Origin of the sequence: Streptomyces sp. NPDC007025, assembly GCF_042869455.1 — a bacterium.
Taxonomy (GTDB): Bacteria; Actinomycetota; Actinomycetes; order Streptomycetales; family Streptomycetaceae; genus Streptomyces.
The window spans coordinates 449,316-468,420 of sequence record NZ_JBIAFT010000005.1 but is presented as its reverse complement, the minus strand read 5'-3'; the positions used below and the strand labels follow the sequence as shown (position 1 = coordinate 468,420).

Below are 19,105 nucleotides of genomic sequence, written 5' to 3'. Positions count from 1 at the left end.
CTGCCTACCGTCACAAGCTGGCACAACCGCGGCCTGGCGCTTGGGCCGGGCGACTCCGGCTTCTTGGGGCGTGGATGGACAGAGGCGGTGGTGCTGGTCAGGCAACTGGCCCCGGCAAGACAGCGAGGCGGGCGAGCACGCTCACGAGACAGTCCGACCACAGGATAGAATCCCCCCAAGCAGAGTAGGCCAGACAAAGCCCCCAGCCGACACCAAGGGCTTCGTTGTTGGCTATGTGACCTACGCAAGCCCAACAGCTGCCCCGAAGCCCGGCCCGGGGAGCGAGCGAGGCCCCCGACGCTGCATCAGTCGCGCAGCGCGCCAACGTTCCCCCGCGCTTGGTCCAGCACCGTACCGTCTGCCCTACACCATCACGGCAATGCAGGGCCCAGACCGCTACCTCTTCCCGATGTGCTTGAGCACGGCCCTTACGTCAGCACTGTCCAGGCCGCCGATTCCTGTCGGCGCATCCTGGAGATCCCCCAACTGCTGCACTGCAGGGTCGTCCAGAACCTTCGACATAAACTCCAGTTTGTCTTTCAGCCGGACCTCAACGACCTCGTCGATGGTGTCCCGAGCGGAAAACACCGTAATCCGCGTCTCCGCATCCTCTGCCAACCCGAGCCGGTGGATGCGGTCCAGGCTCTGTAGATAACGACCGGCCATAAAATCCCGGTCCACATACACAGCATCGTGGCAGACCTGGTGAAGGCTGATACCTTCGCCCAGCGTCGCTGGGTTCGATATCAGCACCATGCAATCGGGATCCTCCCGGAACCGGCGGATCTCCTCTTCCCGGTTCGGCGTACCTCCGTACACAACTGCCGCGGGACATCCCTCGTTCTCCAGCAACTTTGCCAGAGACGTCAGGCTACGCACAAAGGTAGTCCAGACCAGGGTCTTACGGCCGCGTACGGCGTTGGCGGTCACGATTGACACCGCCTCCCGGTATTTGGGAGACAGTTCGTAGTCCGGCAGGTCCCAAAGCAGTTGGTAGAGAGAGCCGCCCTCAGGGATCTCCAACGGGGGCAATCGGTACTCAACCGGCTCGTGTTTGCTGGTTCCTTCCAGCAAGAGAGCGGGGTTGGTAGCCGCCATGAGCATGCGGAGCGCTGACTTGCCCAGCGCTGCGAAGTCGTCCGAAGCCGCTTCCGCCCGCGCTGACAGGTCGCCGACCAAAGCCCGGTAGATCTCGTCATGCAGCGGAGGCAGGTCCACCCGCTTTATGTGCGCCCTTACCGGTGGAAGTCCTAGCTCCTGCTTGGTTGTCCGGGTGAAGAGCGGGCGCAGGACAGCGCTTGCATGACCAAGGTCTCCGCCGGCCACTGCTTGGGTGACCACACGCTGGCCGTGCCCGGGCCAGACGAAACCCAGCAGGTTCTCAAGGTCCTTCGCCCCATTCGGCGCCGGCGTACCAGTCAGAATCAAGCGGCGCTTCGCGAGGGGGCCAAGTGCCATACATGCGGCACCGTAGGTGCCTTTAGCACCAAGCTTCATCCGATGTGCCTCATCGAGGATGAGCATCGACGGCTCTTCTCTCAGCCAGGAAGCAAGATAGACAAGGTTGCGGTCCAGACGCTCGTAGTTTGCAATCAGCACCTCGGCGTGTGCATCTTCGCCGCTTTCCATCTTGCAGTAGCGCAGACCTGGGGAGAAACACGCCCCCGATTCAAAAATCCACGACTCGTAAGCAGACTTCGGGCTGACGACGAGAAGCCTCCTCGCTTCACCCTTGTTCCGCATCACAGCGTAAAGCCCCAGCGCTGCCCTCGTTTTTCCGGCACCGGGGACGCTGAAGTTCGCCCCGTGCCGCAGCGCGAGAAGCTTGCTGATGTCCCGCCGCTGGAACTCAGTCAACGGCGCCGACCAGCAGGGGCCGAGGAGAACATCGAGTTCCTCTCGGACCAGAAGACCGGCATCAGTGTCAGGGGACCCGAGCTGCTTCTCCGCTGTCTCCGCGTCCTGCAAGCTGGACACGACCAACGCACTCAGGTCCGGGTCCCACTGCACTCCTTCGGGAGCCGGCCAGCTGCCGAGGGTATTGATCCCAGACAGAAGATCCTCAAGGTCAAGGAGCGCCGAAGTAGGGCCCAGCTGCCTCCCGGTACGGAATCGGGCGACGAGCTGGACGAGATCGGAGCGGTGCTTCTCCGGAACCCGAAGCTCCGCCTTGGTCCGGCTCACGTCAAAGCCAAGACGGAGTGAGGGCTCCCCTGCCGGCACGGTCACTCGTCCTCCTTGACGGCTGCGGCCTTCAGTAGCCAGGAGACGCCGACTGCGGGCTCCTCGTTCCCCCTGCCTAGCTGGCTGGCCAACTGACGGAACACTGTGCGGAACTGCAGTGCGGCCTCAGCGAAGTCTTCCTCGTCGAAGACCCGCGCGCCCTTGGCCTTCACGATCTCCCCGATGCAGAGTTCCAGAGAGGCTGTCGCCTCCTTGAGGCGCTCGGGGGCAAGTTGCTTCCGCTTGCGCAAGCGTGCCACTCGGCCCGCGGATGTCAGCGCCTCATCAAACGCCTTCTTCGCCTCAACCTGTGTGCTGTACGCCTCACGCTTCGCTCCTTCATCGACCTGCCGGGAACTGAGCCGGGCTGTGGCCTGCCGTACCTGCCTCGTCACGCTACGGGCGGTCTCAACCCGTGGGGACTCGGCCGGCATCGCGATGTCCAGGCCGGGAATGGCCACCTTGGTGTCTGACTTGCTAGCCGTGGCAGGCATCAGGCTCTCCGGGAGCTCCTTGGAGAGATGATCATCGAAGAAACTCTCATCGATGAACCGTACATCCGTCTTCGCAAAGTCAAGCAGAATGGCAGACGTTCGGTACTCCTTCAACGCCTCGGCGCCATCAGGGTTGGTCTTCGCCAGGTTCATATAGTCCCGCTGCAGCTCCTTGAGCCGCTCTTGCTTCCCCTCGAACGCCACGAGGGGGAGTGCTACGCCCTCCGATTCGCTGCGGGCAATCTGGTCCCTGATGTGCTGAAGAATCCACACATGCTGGTCGACGGTCTTGGTCGTGCACCGGAATTCTTTGGCGATTGCCTCGCGGGAGAGACCGAGCCTGATGCGTTCGTCAATGGCGAGCAGCCGGTTGATGTACGAGTACTCACGACGGCTGTCGTTTCGGAGCTGCAGGGAGAGCTCCACAGCCGTGATGTCATCCCATGTGAAAGAGGCCGGCAGGACCCCGACACGGATAGTCGTGACGCGCAGTTCTCGCAGTGCGGCAGCGCGGGTGTTTCCGTTGACGATGATGCCATGGTGGGTGACAAGCCCCGGCTCATTCTGTCCGTATTCCCGAAGATCCTCCTTCAGCTTGTCAAAGTCCGGATCCCGCTTTGTGGGCTCCGTTGGCATGGCCATCAGCAGGTTTGCAAGATAGTCCTGGCTCTCTGTATGCCATGGCTCGGCCTCAAGCATTCGCTGTCGCCTACGGTCATGACTGCACTGTGCGCGAATGCGGTGTGTAGCGGGGTTGAAGAGGAGCTCATCGAGGGGCAGGTCAATGACATCGACATGCAGCGCCTTGCCATTCCAGTCCACGGTTACGGTCTCCCGGGTACCGCCCGCCTTAGCGGCCTCGTCCAGTCGCAGCTTCAACAACCGGTCGAACCGCTCGTTTCGCGGCGGAAGCGGAAACTCCGGCAGTGCACTCATTCGTCTCAACCCTCCGGCGTGACATCGTCGATCACTGCGGCGGCCAAGACCGCACGCGATTCTTCGGGAAGCGCCCGGTACTGCCCCCACAGCCGCTCCAGCGCGCTGGGCATCCGCCGGTCTTCGCTGATCCAGCCTGCCAGCGCACTCTTCTCAGTGCCCGAGAGTGCCTTGACCTCCGTCAGCAGGGCGCCGAGATCCTCCTGCCGCGAACGTCCGCCGATGCGGCACCTGTTGCACTCAGTTACCAGTTCAGTCTTGACGGTACCGTCAAGCAACCGGACCTCGCGGCGGGCGATATCCAACTGTGCCCGGACGCCCTCGTCACCGTATGCCTCACCGGAACCAACGCCGCATGAACGGCAGAGATAGTTGTCCTGCCGCAACACGGCGGACCGCTGAGTTGCCGTGAGGCTGGCCTTCGACTTCGCTGCCGCCGCCTGTCCCGGGACCCAGACCTCGGCCCCCTTCTTCACGTACCGCTGTTCGTCCAGCTTCAGGGTCGGGTCCTCACGCCGGGTATCGATCTGCCAGCCGCGAGCGCGGAGGTCGCGGATCCGGCGGTCAATCTGTGCTACGTCCGCAAACGCGCTCCGCAGCGCGGTCTTGGTGAAGATCCCCCCTTCTTCCACCTCTGTCTCCAGCCAGAGGGCCGCGCGGATCATGCTGCCGAATTCCGGGTCCTGCCAGTCCGGGAGTGCCATCCACTCTCCCCAATCATCTGCGGTCTGGGAGGGGGTGACACTGACGACGCAACGACTACCCCCAGCCAGGTTCGCAAGGATGCGAACCTGGCTCTACAGATACCTGAGCGACGGACGAGAAGTCCAGGAGAATTCATCGCATCAGCCGGTCTTTCCAGTTCCGCAGACATGTTTCCAATTCCTTCGGCGGTTGCCAGTGTTTCCAGTCAACGGGAAACACTGGCAATTTCGGCAGCCATATGGATTTCCCCTGTGCCGTCTGATACTTGTTGAGGTTCCGTCTTCTACTGGGGGAACGAGCGGGGACACCTGGCCTTTGACAGACGCCGCAGGTCACCAGCGCAGCCACGCGGTGGCGCGTGGCTGCGCTGACGTCTGCGTCTGAGGTCAACGGGGAGTCCCATTCGTCCCGGCTCCACCGGCAGAGAGGCCACTTATGCCCAGAAAGAACCAACGTCGCCCTATTAAGCGCACCTTCCCCAGTGAGGTCCAGGCGTACCTCAACGCGCTGCGCGATCTGGTGAACGCGACAGGCCTGTCCGATAAAGCCGTCGCCGTGGAGATGGGCCGCAGCCCCGGCTACCTGTCCAAGCTGCTCTCTGGCGATCAGATGTTCTTGGCCCGCGCGCTGTCGTTGCACGCCGCCACACATCGCCTTACTGGTCAGGCCCCGATCAGCCGTCAGGAGCTGCTACGGCTGCACTACAAGGCGGCCTCCAGCAGTCCAGCCCGGTATATGAAGGAGCATAGGCGAGCAGCAGAGAAGACCGGCCGGGGAGAAGAACACCTGCCGGTCCCTGCTCCGCGGGGGGACCGGCAGCTGCCCACCTCGTCACCCACCCGCTCGGAGCTCTTCCTTGCCGATCTGCTCCGCCGAGAGGGACGGGGGGTGCCCGAAACGCTGGAGATTCTCCACGCGGGGGCTGACGTGCTCGGCCCACCCGAGGTGGCGGACGTCATGGCCAACCTCCGACACCGAGGGGAAGAGGTACTGGCCGCTGACTTCGCGCAGATCTATGGGCGGGAGCAGGACAAGTCGAAGGTGATTCATGCGGCCCGCGATCTCCTAGACCCCTTCGGGCTCCCCAGCATGGCTTCCAGACTGCTTACCGCGGCGATGTCCCGGAACCGCGCCGGCAACGCCCCTTAGACGCTGGAGGCATGGTCGGCTCCCCAGCCGACATCTCTTGAACTCCCCCTTGACTCGCGACCTTCATTCGTCTGCAGGAGTTGGCTACATCCTTGAGGGGAGTCGGGAATCATAGGCGTGTGCCGCGTCTTCAACGAGGACAATCTCCGGGAGGACCCTTATGGCCAGCTCGACCGGCGCCGACGGTGACGGCGCTCAGCGGAACGAGGACGCGCTGCTCGCTCTGTTGACGGAGTACGACCGAGGCGTGCTCGTCACGTTGCGGCGGGACGGTCGTCCGCAGTTGTCCAACGTCAATCACACGTATGACCCGGACAAGCGGCTGCTGCGGGTCTCGATCACGGCGAACCGGGTCAAGTCCCGGAACCTGGCCCGGGATCCGCGGGCCAGCTATCACGTGACGAGCGGCGACGGGTGGGCGTGGACGGTGGTGGACGGGACGGCGGAGCTGACGCCCGTCGCGCAGGAACCGCACGATGCGACCGTCGAGGAGTTGATCGAGGTGTACCGGGCGATCCGGGGCGAGCATCCGGACTGGGCGGAGTACCGGGACACCATGGTGGCCGACCAGCGGCAGGTGGTGCGGCTTCCCGTGGAGCGGGTGTACGGACAACCGCAGCGGGGCTGAGTGGCTGCCGGTGGCGTGTCCCCGGTGTTGGGGCTGCTCTCGTGCCACCGGTACGCGCGTGTGTCTCCGGTTCCCGTCGCCCGGGTGGACGATGGGAACCGGAGCCTTCCGGCACGGCCGTGCCGTCGTGCGGGCGCACCCACCGTGTCCCTCGTGCAGCCCCGCACGCACGGCTGCCCTGCCGCCGCGCGGCCTGGTGCCGTCGCCGCCGTGCGGCCCTGCCGGCGAGGAGCTACGCGGACGCGTCCGTCAGCAGGCGGAGTTCGTCGTTGGTGAGGCGCAGATCGGCGACGGCCAGCAGCGCGGGGAGCTGGTCGACCGCGCGGGCGCTGGCGATGGGGGCCGTGACGGTCGGCTGCGCGGCGAGCCAGGCGAGCGCGACGGTGGCCTCGGACGCCTGGTGCGCGGCGGCGACGGTGGTCAGTGCGGCCAGGACGCGCTGGCCCCGCTCGGTGGCCAGCAACTGGGCTGCCTTGCCCGCGCGCGCTCCTTCGGGAACGGTTTCGCCGGGACGGTACTTGCCGGTGAGGAATCCGGAGGCCAGCGCGTAGTACGGCAGGACGGCCAGCGACTCCCGGCGGGCGAGCTCCTCCAGTTCACCCTCGTAGGTGTCGCGCGAGACGAGGTTGTAGTGCGGCTGGAGCGCCGCATACCGGGCGGCGCCCTCCCGGTCGCTGAACGCGAGCGACGCGGCGAGGCGGGCGGGCGAGATGTTCGAGGCGGCGATCTCGCGGACTTTGCCTTCCCTGACCAGGTCGTCGAGGGCGGAGACGATGTCGGAGACCTCGACGGATTCGTCGTCGAAGTGCGTGTAGTAGAGGTCGATGCGATCCGTCCGCAGACGGCGCAGCGAATCCTCGCAGGCGGCCTTGATGGTGGCGGGGGCGAGGCCCATGTGGTCGGGGTGGCGGGCCACCTTGGTGGCGACGACGATGTTGTCGCGTACGGAGGGGCCGCGTGCGGCGAGCCACTCGCCGATGACGGTCTCCGACTCGCCGCCCCTGTTGCCCTCCACCCAGGCCGAGTAGCCGTCGGCCGTGTCGATGACGTTGCCCCCGGCGTCGGTGTAGGCGTCGAGCACCGCGAACGAGGTGGGGGTGTCGGCCGTCCATCCGAAGACGTTGCCGCCGAGCACCAGCGGCGAGACGGACAGTTGACCGATCTTCCTGTCGGCATTCATCTGCATGCCGCGACCGTAGCGCGGGCGCGTGTGGTCCTGCGGGCGCGCACACCGGGCGGGCAGCAGGTCGTGCCCCGGTGCGGGTCCGCTTCGGGGCACGTGCGCGGGGGCTCGGCCCCTGACGTCCCGGCCTGCGCTCAGATCTCGGCTCCCTCGGCTCCCAGGTCTCCCTCGGCTCCCGTGCCGATGCTCAGACCTTGACGCCCTTGTCGCGGAGCCACGGCAGCGGGTCCACCGGGTCGCCGCCGTGCGGGCGGACCTCGACGTGCAGGTGGGGGCCCGTGGAGTTGCCGGTGGAGCCGACGCGGCCGATGACATCGCCGGTGCCGACCTTGTCCCCGGCCGACCTGGTCATGGACGAGAGGTGGCAGAACCAGAGTTCGGTACCGTCGTCGAGCCGGAGCACGATGCGGTAGCCGTACGAACCGGCCCAGCCGGCCTCCTTGACCGTTCCGCTGTGGACGGCCTTGACGGGGGTGCCGTTGGGGGCGGCGAAGTCCTGTCCGGTGTGGTCGCTCTGCCACATGCCGCCCGCCTGGCCGAATCCGGCGCTGAGCTGGAAGGAGGCCAGCGGTGCCGTGTAGCTGCGGGCGAGTTCGGCGCGGCGGGCCGCCTCCGCCTTGCGCTTCCGCTCGGCCTCCGCCTTGCGCTCCTGCTCGGCGGCCGCCTCGCGTGCCCGCTGCTGCTTCGCCTCCTCGGCAGCGGCGGCCCGTTCCGCGGCCTCCGCCGCTGCCGCGCTCGCGGCCTGCTGGGCCGCCTTCTCGCGGGCTTCCTCGTCCGCCGCGGTGCGGTGGCGTTCGGCCTGTTCGAGGATGCGGGCCCGCAGTGCCTCGCCGGCGTCGGTGGGGCCCGCCGCCCTGTCCTCGTCGGAGAGCCCGGCCTGGGTGAGGGGGGCGGCCTGCGCGTCGCCGGCGCCGCCGGAGTCCGTCGTGGCGTCGGCGGCGTCGGAGAAGAGGCCGCCTATGCCGGGCAGGTCCTCGGCGTCGGGCAGCCGGTCGGGGATGCTCCGGAGCGCGTCGGCCGCGGTGTCCACGTCGGGCACGGATATCGTGCCGGGGTCCCGGTCCTGGGCGGTGGCCATTCCGCCGGCGCCGACGGCTGCGATCATGCCGACCCCCAGGACGGTGCCGCCCCGCGCCACGCCTCCGGCGCGTTGCTTGGCGACTCGGTGCCGGCCGCGTACCGGAACCGTGGAGTCCGCTGAGGGGTTCCACTCGTCCCACGGCTCGTCATCGTCGGCACGGGCATCACCGTCGGCAGCGGCGCGGGCCTCCCCGGCGTCGCGCGCTTCGTTGTGCGGCGGCATGGGGCCGGGGCCGCCGGAGCCGGTGGCGAAGAAGTCGTACGTGGCCCCCGGGACGGAGTTCTGGGGCGCGGCCTGGCCGTAGGGCGCTGCCGGGCCGGCGTGGCCGGCGGGTGGGGCGTACGCGTCCGCCTGGGGCGGATGGCCGACGAAGCCCTGGGATCTGGAGGCCACGGGGGCGCTCTCCTTTCCTTCCTTCTCGCCTACCGGGTTAGCTGACGGGTTCGGAGCAGGAAGGTCTCCTACGGGCGTCCTCTCGCAAGGGCGTCCGATTCACCCCGTCCTCCTCGTCCGGCTGACGAGAAGGGGTGGTTCCCCGGTTCCCACGGTGCTGTGCGGCCGATCGGGTGCTGCTGTTGCACCGCGTGCGGGATTCGGCGACGGAGCACGGTGCCGTCTTCCGTGACGGCAGTGACAACCGTGCTGCGTTATCGGACGTTAATAGAACTGCGGCCGGGATTCCAAGCCGTTCCCCGTAATTGACGTGAGTCCCGCCCGGCTCCCCACCCGCCCAGGCCGTGCTGCTGCCCGGCCTGCGCGGTGTACGACCGGCCGGCGCGCCGGCCGACCGCACCGGGCTCAGGCGTCGCGCGGAGTGCCCTCCCCTGTGTCGCCCGGGGTGTCGTGGGCGACGGCGAGCAGGGCCATGTCGTCCGCCGACCGGCCACCGGTGTGGGCGGCGACGTCGACCAGGATCGTCGCCAGCAGCTCCTCCGGATCGGCGAAGGAGGCGCGGGAGAGTCGCTCGGCCGGCTGGTAGAAGTCGCCCTCCGGGTTGCGGGCCTCGGAGAGGCCGTCGGTGTAGAGGAGGAGCTGGGCGCCGCGCGGGAAGGCGTACTCGTCCAGCTGCTGGGGCCATACGCCCAGGTCGGTCATGCCGAGCGGGAGGGCGGGGGTGGTCGGCTCCAGCAGCACGGCCCGGCCGCGGTGCAGCAGCACCGGAGCGGGGTGGCCCCGGTTGACGACGCGCAGGACGACGCGGTCGCTCGCGGTGCGCCCCTCCGCCACCGCACTGTCCGGTCCGCCCGGGACATCCGGTCCGCCCGGTGCTCCGGGGTCGCCCGGTACACCTGGTCCGCTCGGCCCTCCTGGCCCGGGTGCGGAGGGAGTCGGGGACTGGGTGCGCGGGTCGACGACCTCGACCAGCACCGCCGTGCTGAAGTCCTCCAGCCGGGCCGCGCCCTGGAGGCGATGGGCGTCCCGCTGGAGAGCCCGGTCGAGGCGGGCCGCCACACCGGGGAGGGTCGCCTCCTGCTCGGCCGCTTCCCGGAACGCCCCGACCAGGAGGACGACGGCGGCCACCGCGTCGAGCCCTTTGCCCCGTACGTCGCCCAGCAGCAGCCGAACGCCGTACGGGGTCTCCTCCGCCGCGTAGAAGTCCCCGCCGATCCGGGCCTCCGCCTGCGCCGCCCGATACCGGGTAGCCACCCGCAGGGCACCGACGCGGGAGGGCGGTGTGGGCAGCACGGCGTACTGCACGGCCTCGGCGATGCTGCGCGCGGAGGCCAGCCTGCTGCCGCTGCGGATCAGGACGTAGTTCACGCCGACGGCGAGTACGGAGACGGTCACGATGGTGATGGACCGGGCCTCGGCCTCCAGCACATTGCCGGAGTCGTGGAAGGCGGAGAACAGGATGGTCGCCCCGGAGGAGAACATTCCGGTGAGTACGGTGCCGCGGATCGTCAGAAAGGCAGCGGCGGCCAGCGGGGCGGCGGCGAACGGCGCCGAGACGGTCACGTCCCGGGGCGTCGCGAAGTCCAGGACGATGCCCAACGCGCACAGCGCGGCGGGCAGCCAGCGCGCCAGGCGCCACAGCCGCCCCACGTCGCCGCCGTCCACGTTCACCGGCTGTGTCCCGGCCGCCCTTTCCCGCACGGTTCCAATCTGACCCGGTCGGGGGCTCGGGGCCAGTCAGGAGGGGTCGAAGGGGGAAGGAGCCAGGCGGCACACCGGAGCCGGGCGGCCCCGGCGGCAGCCGCCAGGGTCAGCCGTTCCGTCTCCCCGCTCCCCTACCACGGAAGGGGCGGCATCGCCTGTCGAAAGCCGGCGAAGGGCCCGCGAAGGACCGGCGAAGGACCGGGAGACGCCGGTTCGGCTGGGTGAAGGTCCGGCAGGGCGGCGGTCCGGCTCGCCGGATTCCGGTGATCGCGAAGACGGCGGCGCCCCGGAGACAGCGGCGGCGCAGCGCAGCCCTCCGGGATGCATGTCCCGGAGGGCGGCGCCCCGCCGGGAGGCCGGGCCGGGACCGCGCCCGGAGCACGGCCGCCCGGCCTGCGGGGCCACCCGGCCTGCGGGGCGTGGCGGCCTGGGAGGGGCGGGCCCGACCTCAGCCGCCGGCGCCGGTGCCCGAGGACAGCGGGCCGATCTTGGGCACGGACGCCTTGCCGGTGTTGGTGACCGGGCCGCCGGACCAGTCCACCCGGAGGGAGCCCCGCTCGTCGGGCGGGGTGACCTTGGCCGCGCTCGGCGTGACGGTGGTGACGTTCGTCATCTTCGGGTTGGTGAAGGAGAGCGGGGCCCAGGCGCTCCTGCCGGGCTTCAACTCGACGGTCCTGACCTTCCCGTCGGTACGGTGCGGGTCGAAGGAGACCTGCTCACCGGCGTCGTTGACGAAGGCGAGCCCGGGATAGCCGCGCACGGTGCAGGTGTCGTCGGACCGGTTGGTCAGCACCAGCGCGAAGTTCTCCTGCCCGGCTCCCGGGTGGTTGTCACCGAAGGACGCCTTCAAGTCGCTCGTGCCGCACCGGGAACCGGAGGACGAGCCCGACCCGCTCCTGCTGCCCGACGAGTCGGCGGAGGACGACCCCGACGCCTTGGAGTCCGACGCGGAGGAACCCGAGCCGCTCCCGTCGCCGTCCTTGCCGCCGGTGTCCGCGCTGCCGTTCTTGCCGTCCCCGTCCTCGGAGTCGCCGGACTTGTCGCTTCCGGCCGGGGCGGCGTCACCGCCGACCTTCTCCGGGGCGGGTTCGGGGTCCTTGCCGCAGCCGACCACCAGCGCGCCCGCCGCCAGTACCGCGGTCGCGGCGGCGGCGACGCGCGTCACCCGGCGCCGCCTGCGGTGGGCGGCGCGCGGTGCGCCGGGGGCCGGGGCTTCGGCCTCGGACGGGGTCGTAGCGAGCTGCGCGGTTGTCGGGTCCTGGCGCTTCGTCATGGCTGCCGTCACTCCCTGGTCATGCTGTCGCGCGGTCGTTCGGCCTCCCCGCGGCCTCGTGTGCGTGCCGGTTCTCGTCTCCAGCGTGCCTCGGGGCTTTCGCGCCGTACACAGCATTCGATGGCCGATCGCGCGAAAAAGTTCACGGCCGCCCGGGATTTTTTCGCGGTCGGTCGTGACGGAAGGGGCCGGACGCGGAACGCGTGCATCGGTCGAGGTCGAGGGAAGGTACGGCCGCCCCTGCGGACGGTCTCACGAGGCGTCGGCGGTGACGCGCAGACTGTCCAGCACCTTGTCGGTCTTGTCGGAACAGCCCCCTTCGCAACGGATCTGCACATACACCGGAGACGCACCCTTCTTCGTCGGCTTCAGGCCGATCTCCTCCAGCGAGTACCCGGAGGCGCAGGAGGACCACGTACGGATGCGCCCGCTCCAGCCTCCTCCGCTGAAGGTCCGGCTCCCCGCGTAGTCGCACTCCGAGTGCTTGATTCCGGCCACCTTGTCGGGCAGGGCCTCCGCGGCACCGTCCGCGCCGCTCGCCCCGTCTCCGGCGTCCCCGGCGTCCGCGCTTGCGCTCTCACCCCCCTTGCCCTCCGCTGACCCGAGGCCGACGAAGACCCCGCTGGTCTTCGAGGTGAGGTCCTGCCAGCCGTGCACGTCCTCCGCGACGAGCAGTCCGGGTGCGTGCTCGGCGGACAGCCCCAGCGAGGAGGGGTTCCAGCCCGAGTCGGTGAACTCCCGCGCCCAGGTGCCCGGCACCCGCACACTGATCCGCCCGCTGGTGTCGCGCACCTTCACGGTCGAGGGCGTCCGCTGGGGGTCCGGGGCCAGCGCCGTGGCGGCCACTCCCACCCCGGCCAGCACGACGACGGCCGCCCCGAAGGCCAGCGCCCGCGTCCGGCGGCGGCGCGCGGGCCGCGCGGACGCCGTGCCGGCCGACGACGGGTGCCCCGCGGCGGGGTCGGACGCCGAGTCAGGTGCGCCGGCTGCGGACACCCCGACCCCGGACATCCCGGGCGCGGACATCCCGGGCGCGGCCGCCTCGGAAGAGGAACCCACCGCGGAGGAACCCCCGGCAGACTGCGCCCCCTCCGGCAGGGCGCTGTCCGGGGCGCGTCCCGGGGACGCGTGGGAGCGCCCAGCCGAAACGGGCTCCCCGGCGGCCGAACCCGACGAGTCGGACCCCGGCGCTGTCGTTCCCGAAGACGTCGTCCCCGAAGACACGGACCCCGACGACGCGGGCTCGGCGCGGTCCGGCTCCGTCACGGCGGGCTCCGCCGCGGCAGGTTCAGCACGATCCGGCTCCGCCGTGCCGGGGCCGGACCCGGGCCCGGCCCCGGCGGAGGGCGCCTCCGGCGCGGTCGGACGGCCGGCGCCCGCTCCCGACGTCCGGGAGGGCGGCTCAGCGGCCACAGTCGCCGGCTGAGCGGCCCCCGGGGAGGCCGGACGCACCGTGGACGGCATGGCGCTCGGGGACGCCCAGGACGGCGCGCCCGAGCCGTCCTGGCCTTCCGCGTCCGAGGCGGACTCCCCCGTACCGGGCGCGGCCTGCTCGTCCTCGGCGTGCTCCAGCGTCTCCCCGATCCGGTCCAGCTCCCGCGCCAGCGCCGCCGCGGTCGGCCAGCGCTGCTCGCGGTCGGGTTCCATCGCGCGCCCGACGGCGGCCCCCACCCCCGGCGGCAGCCCGGGGCGCAGTTCGTCGAGCGGCATCACCCGGTCCGGCGTTCCGGGCGTCGCGCCCGAGACCAGGTGGTAGAGCACGGCCCCGAGGCTGTAGACGTCCGCGCGGGCGTCGATGCCCTCGAAGGGTTCGGCCTGTTCCGGCGCCATGTAGCCGACCGACCCGGCGACCACCGTCAGCCCCGACGCGTGGGCGAGGTTCTTGGCCAGGCCCAGATCGGCCACCAGCACCCGCTCCCGGCCCCGCACTCCTCCACTGGTCAACAGGACGTTGGATGGCTTGATATCGCGGTGCACCACCCCGGCCTCGTGCAGGGCCTCCGCGCCGCGCGCCGCCTCCGCGGTGAGCCGCACCGCCTCGGCAACCGGCAGCGGGCCCAGGGTCATCCGGTCGGCGACGGTGCCCTGGTCCGCGTATTCCATGACGAAATAGGGGCGTTCGTCGTCCAGCTCTCCCACGTCGAAGACCTGGACCACGCCACCCGAGGACGCCTTGCGCAGCAGTCGGGCCTCGGCCAGGAAGCGGTCCCGGATGTCCATTCTGTGCGCCCAGTTGTCGGCCATCACCTTGACGGCGACGGGTGCCTCCAGACGGTCGTCGTGTGCGAGCCACACGACCGCGAAGGCGCCGGAGCCGAGACGACGGTCGACCCGGTAGCGGCCGATCTGATCAGGTGAAGGCATGCCCCTTATGATGCCTGGATGTGCCCACCGTCCTGCTCCCACGCCGTGAACCAGCCATCCGGGCAGCCTGAGCCGACCGGCACCGGAGCGACACCGGAGCCCCTCGACCCGTCGGCGCCCGCCGACACCGAAGCCCTCGCGGCCCGGGCGGCTGCCGGGGACGGTGCGGCCCTCGACGCGCTGCTGCGCACCATCCGGCCCGACGTGGTGCGGCACTGCGGCCGCTTCCTGCTCTTCCGCGAGGACGCCGAGGAGGCCGCGCAGGACGTGCTGCTGCAGGTGTCCCGGCACATCGAGCGCTTCCAGGGCCGCAGCCGCTTCAGCACCTGGCTGCACACGATCGTGGCCAACTGCTCCCGCCAGAAGTACCGCGAACTCAAGCGCCGCGCCGTCGAGCAGCCGACGCTCCCGCACCAGGCGAGCGCCCCGGAACAGCGCCCGGACCCGCGGACGACGAGCGTGATCGCGGGATCCCGGGTGGACCTCCTGGAGGCCCTGGAGCGGCTGGAGCAGGAGAGCCCGCATCTGGTGGCTCCCCTGGTCTACCGCGACGTGTGCCAGATGGACTACGCCGAGATCTGCGACCGTCTCGGCATCCCGCTGGGCACTGTCAAGTCCCGGCTGCACCACGCCCGCCGGCAGATCCGGCCGTGGCTCACCTCACAGGAGCTGTGAGCGCCGCGCCGCGGCCGGACGCCGCAGTGCCCGGCCGCGCGACGACCTCGGCCGGCGGCTGGAGGGCGACAGCGCCCTCGGGGACGGGAACAGCGGCGAAGATCCGGTCCTGTTCGCGCTGCAGCTCCTGCGCCCGGGCCGGGGAGGTGCTGGGCAGCCGCTGCTCCTCGTGGAGCTTGTGCGTCCGCAACCGGGCCTGCTTCCCGGCCGGGGTGTGGAACTGGACCTCGAAGACGTGGCCCGACCGCGGCGCCGCCCACGCCGAGTCGACGGCCTTGTAGCCCTTCTCTCGGCCCCAGGCGTTGGACCAGTTCACCGTCGGGTTGCCCCAGTCGGCCAGGGTGGCGGCCGCGACCGTGACGCCCCCGGGTGTAGCGGGCGTCCGGCCATTGCAGGGTGCAGCGGACGGAGTCGTTGATCCTGGCGAGCGCCTCCTCCAGCGTCCGGCCCGGCTTCTCCTCCATCGACGTGGCGACCTTGCGCTTGAGCGAGTCCGGCGACTTGAGACGCGCGTCGAGCCCGGCGAGTTCCGCCCCGCCGAGCCGGGCCGCCGCGCGGATCTGCGGGCTGATGGAGCGCTCCGCCCGGCGGGCGCGGGCCAAGGAGGCGTCCGCGGCGCGGTTGTCGGCGGCGTTCAGGCTCAGGCTCTCGGCCTGCCTGCCGCCCGCCTCCTTGCCGGGCCCCGGCTCGACGGGAACGGGAGCGCCGCCGGTGCCGGCGGGCCGGGGGCCGGCGGCGTCGGCGCCGGGAGCGGGCCCAGTGCGAGGAAGGCGGCGGTGCAGGCCGCGGCGACCGCGGTCCGGGCCGGACGGACTGTCCGGACCGTCCGGCCCCCGCTGCGGTGCTCGGTGGGGTCGTGGCTCATGGCGTTCCTCTCCGGGACGGGTCGCGTGCGCCCGCGCGCGGCACGGCCGGGTACGGCGCACACGGAACCGGCATTCGTCGGTGCCCGAACGCCTACCGCGTCCGGCCCGGGATCGGCACGGGGCCGGAGGGGTCGTGGAGGCCCGGCGACGTGCGGCCGGGGCGGGCCGGAGCGGGGTGGTGAAGCGGGGTGGCCGAGCAGGTGGCAGGGCGGGGCATCGAACAGCGGCGCGGGGCGGGACGAGGCAGCCGGCCCGGTCGAGGCCCCGTAGGGTGACCCTGCGAGCCGTAAGGGAACTGGAGACCCGTTGTGACAGCTGAACCGGGGGCCCGGCGGAGGGCGACCGGCCCGGGAGCCGCCGCCTCACCCGGCACCGTACGGCCCGGAGGACGTACGGCGCGGGTGCGCGAGGCGGTGCTGCGCGCCGCCGGGGACGCCCTCGCGGAGCACGGTTTCGCCCACCTCGACCTCGCCGAGGTGGCCCGCCGCGCGGAAGTGGGCAAGACGACGGTCTACCGGCGCTGGGGGACGGTCACCGCGCTGCTGGCGGATCTGCTGGACGACATGGCCGAGCAGTCCGAACCCCGCACCGAGACGGGCGCGCTCCTCGACGATCTGACGGCCAACGCCGCACTGGTGCGCCGCACCCTGACGGATCCCCGGCAGGGCGCCCTGTTCAAGGCGGTCATCGCCGCGGCCACCTGCGACGCGCCCGCCGCCGAGGCCCTGCACCGGTTCTACGCGGCCCGGATCGCGGAGTGGGCGCCCTGCGTGCGGCAGGCGGCCGAGCGGGGAGAGGTACCGTCCGACACGGATGCGGAGGAGGTCATCCGCGCCGTCTCGGCACCGCTGTACTACCAACTGCTGACCACCGGCGCCCCCGTGGACCGGGCAGTGGCCGAACGGGCGGCGCTGGCGGCGTACGAGGCGGCCCGCGCGGGCGCGTTCCGCACCGGCCGCTGAGCCGGAGGGCACCCACCCCGGACAGTAGGACAATCCGCATGGATCGGGCGCTGTTGACCGGTGTCGGCGGGGATCGGGTTCTTACGGAGCGATGACACGGTGCCGCCTACCGTTGCGCGGCGCCCGTGCGCCTCTAGCGTGGCTGTATGCGCGTTCTTGTCACCGGCGGTGCCGGATTCATCGGTTCCCACGTCGTGGAGGCCCTGACCGAAGCGGGCCACGAGGCGGTCGTCCTGGACGCCCTGCTGCCGTCGGCGCACGGAGCGGGCGCCGCGTCCCCCGCCGCCGCGCCCGGGGTGCGGCAGCTGCGCGGCGACGTGCGCGACGGGGACGCCGTCGCCGAGGCGCTGCACGGCGTGGACGCGGTGTGCCACCAGGCGGCGATGGTCGGGCTGGGCAAGGACTTCTCCGACGCCCCGGAGTACGTGAGTTGCAACGACCTGGGCACGGCGGTGCTGCTGACGGCGATGGAGCGGGCCGGGGTGCGGGCACTGGTGCTGGCCGGTTCGATGGTCGTCTACGGGGAGGGCCGCTACACCTGTCCGCAGCACGGGGTCGTCCGGCCGGGGCCGCGTGCCGTGCCGGATCTGCGTGCCGGGCGGTTCGATCCGCCGTGCCCCGACTGCGGCGCCGCGCTGCGCCCCGGACTGGTCGGCGAGGACGCGCCGCTGGACCCGCGCAACACCTACGCGACCACCAAGCTCGCCCAGGAGCACCTGGCGGCGGCGTGGGCCCGCGCGGTCGACGGGGCCGCGGTCTCGCTGCGCTACCACAACGTCTACGGGCCGGGGATGCCCTGTGACACGCCGTACGCGGGAGTGGCCTCGTTCTTCCGCTCGGCGCTCGCCCGCGGGGTGGCCCCCACCGTCTACGAGGACGGGGCGCAGCGCCGGGACTTCGTCCATGTGCGGGACATCGCGGCCGCCAACGTGACCGCGCTGGAGGCGCTGGGCACGCCGGGCGCCGACCGGGCGCCGGGGTCCTTCGCCGCGTACAACACCGGTAGCGGCGACCCGCACACCATCGGCGAGACGGCGAGCACGCTGGCCGAGTTCTACGGCGGGCCGGACCCGGTGGTGACGGGCGAGTTCCGGCTGGGCGACGTACGGCACATCACGGCGTCCTCCGAACGGGCCGCGCGGGAGCTGGGATGGCGCGCGCAGATCGGTTTCGCGGAGGGTATGAAGGAGTTCGCGGCGTCCGACATGAGGGCGCCGTCGGGCCGGGCGTAGCGGACCGTTGCGCCACCGTGCCCGCTCCCGCGCCGCCGGGTGCAGCCGCTTCGCCGGGTGCAGCCGCCCCCTCGCGTGCTGCCGGTCCGCCGGTGGACCGCTCGGCGCGGGCTCAGCCCGGCCCGGCGGTCGGCAGGGTGAGTTCGAAGCAGCAGCCGCCGGTCACGTTGCGGACGGCCGCCGTGCCCCGGTGGGCCTCGACGATGCCCCGGACGATGGCCAGCCCCAGGCCCGCGCCCGGGGGCGTGCGGGCGTGGGTGCCGCGCCAGCCGGTGTCGAAGACGCGCGGCAGGTCCTCCTCGGGGATGCCGCCGCAGCCGTCCGTGACGGAGAGGACGACCTGTTCCTGGACGCTGCGCACATGCACCGCGACGGTGCCGTCGGCCGGAGTGCGCCGGATGGCGTTGACGAGCAGGTTCCCCAGCACCCTGGTCATCTCGCGCGGGTCCACCTCCACCGGCACGTCGGTCAGCGCGTCGCCCACCAGCCGGACCCCGCTCTGCCGGGCCAGCGGGTCGGCGCCGGCCAGCGCCTCCGAGACGAGTTCGGCGGAGGCCACCCGGTGGGTGGTCAGGGCGAGCGCGCCCGCGTGGATCCGGGAGAGCTCGAACAGGTCGCCGACCATGGAGTTGAGCCGTTCGACCTCGGTGCGGATCTGCCGCAGGCAGCGGCCGGTGTCCTCCACCATGCCGTCCTCCAGCGCCTCGGACATGGCGCGCAGTCCGGCCAGCGGGGTGCGCAGGTCGTGCGAGATCCAGGCGACCAGCTCCCGCCGGGAGCTCTCCAGTGCCCGCTCGCGGTCCCGGGAGGCGGCGAGTTTCTCGCTGGTGGCGGCCAGCTCCCGGGTCAGTGCCGCGAACTCGGCCGGGTCGTCCGCCTCGGCGGCGCCGGGTGCCGGGAAGCTGCCGCCGTCCCCGAAGGACCGCGCCGCGCGGGTGAGGGCGTGGCTGCGGGACGCCACCCAGCGGCCCAGCAGCAGCGCGGTCGCCAGCGAGACGACGGCCGCCATGGCGACGACCGTGGTGATGACGAACAGGTCGTGCCGGGAGAGGAACATGGCCCAGGCGACGGCCAGCGTCCCGGAGAGCATGGCGGTCACGGCGACGGTGGAGACGACCGTCAGGGACACGGCGAGCGAGCGGTGCCGCAGGGCGCGCAGCGCGAGGGCGCCCAGCAGTCCGGCCGCGGCGGCCCCCAGGAAGGCGAACAGGGCGATGAGCAGCATGTCGTGCACGGT

The 19,105-nt window shown here is 71.2% G+C and carries 15 protein-coding genes and 1 riboswitch; of the genes, 5 read left to right on the top strand and 10 right to left on the bottom strand.

Annotation, left to right across the window (positions count from 1 at the left end):
- Positions 1-396: 396 nt before the first annotated feature.
- From ACFYMO_RS13120 to ACFYMO_RS13110, 3 genes are read right to left on the bottom strand one after another with little or no spacing between them, the layout of a single operon-like run.
- Positions 397-2,229 carry a DEAD/DEAH box helicase gene (locus ACFYMO_RS13120; RefSeq protein WP_388546148.1) on the bottom strand — a complete coding sequence of 611 codons (1,833 nt, stop codon included), beginning with the start codon at positions 2,227-2,229 and terminating at the stop codon, positions 397-399.
- Positions 2,226-3,653 carry a hypothetical protein gene (locus ACFYMO_RS13115; RefSeq protein ID WP_388546145.1) on the bottom strand — a complete coding sequence of 476 codons (1,428 nt, stop codon included), beginning with the start codon at positions 3,651-3,653 and terminating at the stop codon, positions 2,226-2,228. The genes ACFYMO_RS13120 and ACFYMO_RS13115 overlap by 4 nt, the downstream gene beginning before the upstream one ends.
- Positions 3,654-3,658: 5 nt before the next feature.
- Positions 3,659-4,357: a helix-turn-helix domain-containing protein gene (locus tag ACFYMO_RS13110; protein ID WP_388546142.1), complete on the bottom strand. Its 699-nt coding sequence runs from the start codon at positions 4,355-4,357 to the stop codon at positions 3,659-3,661.
- Positions 4,358-4,793: 436 nt separating this feature from the next.
- Here ACFYMO_RS13110 and ACFYMO_RS13105 point away from each other — a divergent pair, with 436 nt between their 5' ends.
- Entirely contained in the window at positions 4,794-5,507 is a 714-nt protein-coding gene (locus ACFYMO_RS13105; RefSeq protein ID WP_388546139.1) for a hypothetical protein, read from the top strand.
- A 160-nt stretch (positions 5,508-5,667) separates the two neighbouring features.
- Positions 5,668-6,135 carry a PPOX class F420-dependent oxidoreductase gene (locus tag ACFYMO_RS13100; protein ID WP_388546136.1) on the top strand — a complete coding sequence of 156 codons (468 nt, stop codon included), beginning with the start codon at positions 5,668-5,670 and terminating at the stop codon, positions 6,133-6,135.
- A 232-nt stretch (positions 6,136-6,367) separates the two neighbouring features.
- On the opposite strand, the gene ACFYMO_RS13095 is transcribed toward ACFYMO_RS13100, so the two are convergent.
- From ACFYMO_RS13095 to ACFYMO_RS13075, 5 genes are all read right to left on the bottom strand, one after another.
- Positions 6,368-7,315 (bottom strand): aldo/keto reductase, encoded by a 948-nt coding sequence (locus ACFYMO_RS13095; protein ID WP_366773315.1) that lies wholly within the window; start codon positions 7,313-7,315, stop codon positions 6,368-6,370.
- Positions 7,316-7,505: 190 nt separating this feature from the next.
- On the bottom strand, positions 7,506-8,792 hold the full coding sequence (locus ACFYMO_RS13090; protein ID WP_388546133.1) for a M23 family metallopeptidase: 1,287 nt from the start codon (positions 8,790-8,792) through the stop codon (positions 7,506-7,508).
- Positions 8,793-8,803: 11 nt separating this feature from the next.
- Positions 8,804-9,008: riboswitch (cyclic di-AMP (ydaO/yuaA leader) on the bottom strand.
- Positions 9,009-9,197: 189 nt separating this feature from the next.
- On the bottom strand, positions 9,198-10,493 hold the full coding sequence (locus tag ACFYMO_RS13085) for a PP2C family protein-serine/threonine phosphatase (RefSeq protein WP_366773254.1): 1,296 nt from the start codon (positions 10,491-10,493) through the stop codon (positions 9,198-9,200).
- Between the two features lie 451 nt (positions 10,494-10,944).
- Entirely contained in the window at positions 10,945-11,769 is an 825-nt protein-coding gene (locus tag ACFYMO_RS13080) for a DUF4232 domain-containing protein (RefSeq protein WP_366773255.1), read from the bottom strand.
- 252 nt (positions 11,770-12,021) lie between these two features.
- Positions 12,022-14,133, bottom strand: coding sequence for a protein kinase (locus tag ACFYMO_RS13075; protein ID WP_388546129.1), 2,112 nt, complete (start codon positions 14,131-14,133; stop codon positions 12,022-12,024).
- Between the two features lie 18 nt (positions 14,134-14,151).
- Here ACFYMO_RS13075 and ACFYMO_RS13070 point away from each other — a divergent pair, with 18 nt between their 5' ends.
- A complete protein-coding gene (locus ACFYMO_RS13070; RefSeq protein ID WP_388546126.1) occupies positions 14,152-14,808 on the top strand; it encodes an RNA polymerase sigma factor in 657 nt (218 codons plus the stop codon).
- Here the strand turns inward: ACFYMO_RS13070 and ACFYMO_RS13065 are convergent.
- Positions 14,789-15,124 carry a hypothetical protein gene (locus tag ACFYMO_RS13065; protein ID WP_388546123.1) on the bottom strand — a complete coding sequence of 112 codons (336 nt, stop codon included), beginning with the start codon at positions 15,122-15,124 and terminating at the stop codon, positions 14,789-14,791. The genes ACFYMO_RS13070 and ACFYMO_RS13065 overlap by 20 nt on opposite strands.
- A gap of 858 nt (positions 15,125-15,982) precedes the next feature.
- Here ACFYMO_RS13065 and ACFYMO_RS13060 point away from each other — a divergent pair.
- Complete coding sequence (locus ACFYMO_RS13060; protein ID WP_366773258.1) at positions 15,983-16,636, top strand: TetR/AcrR family transcriptional regulator; 654 nt, start codon at positions 15,983-15,985, stop codon at positions 16,634-16,636.
- A 146-nt stretch (positions 16,637-16,782) separates the two neighbouring features.
- Complete coding sequence (locus ACFYMO_RS13055) at positions 16,783-17,868, top strand: NAD-dependent epimerase/dehydratase family protein (protein WP_388546120.1); 1,086 nt, start codon at positions 16,783-16,785, stop codon at positions 17,866-17,868.
- A gap of 112 nt (positions 17,869-17,980) precedes the next feature.
- Here ACFYMO_RS13055 and ACFYMO_RS13050 read toward each other — a convergent pair whose 3' ends face one another.
- Positions 17,981-19,102: a HAMP domain-containing sensor histidine kinase gene (locus tag ACFYMO_RS13050; protein WP_366773260.1), complete on the bottom strand. Its 1,122-nt coding sequence runs from the start codon at positions 19,100-19,102 to the stop codon at positions 17,981-17,983.
- Positions 19,103-19,105: the final 3 nt, after the last annotated feature.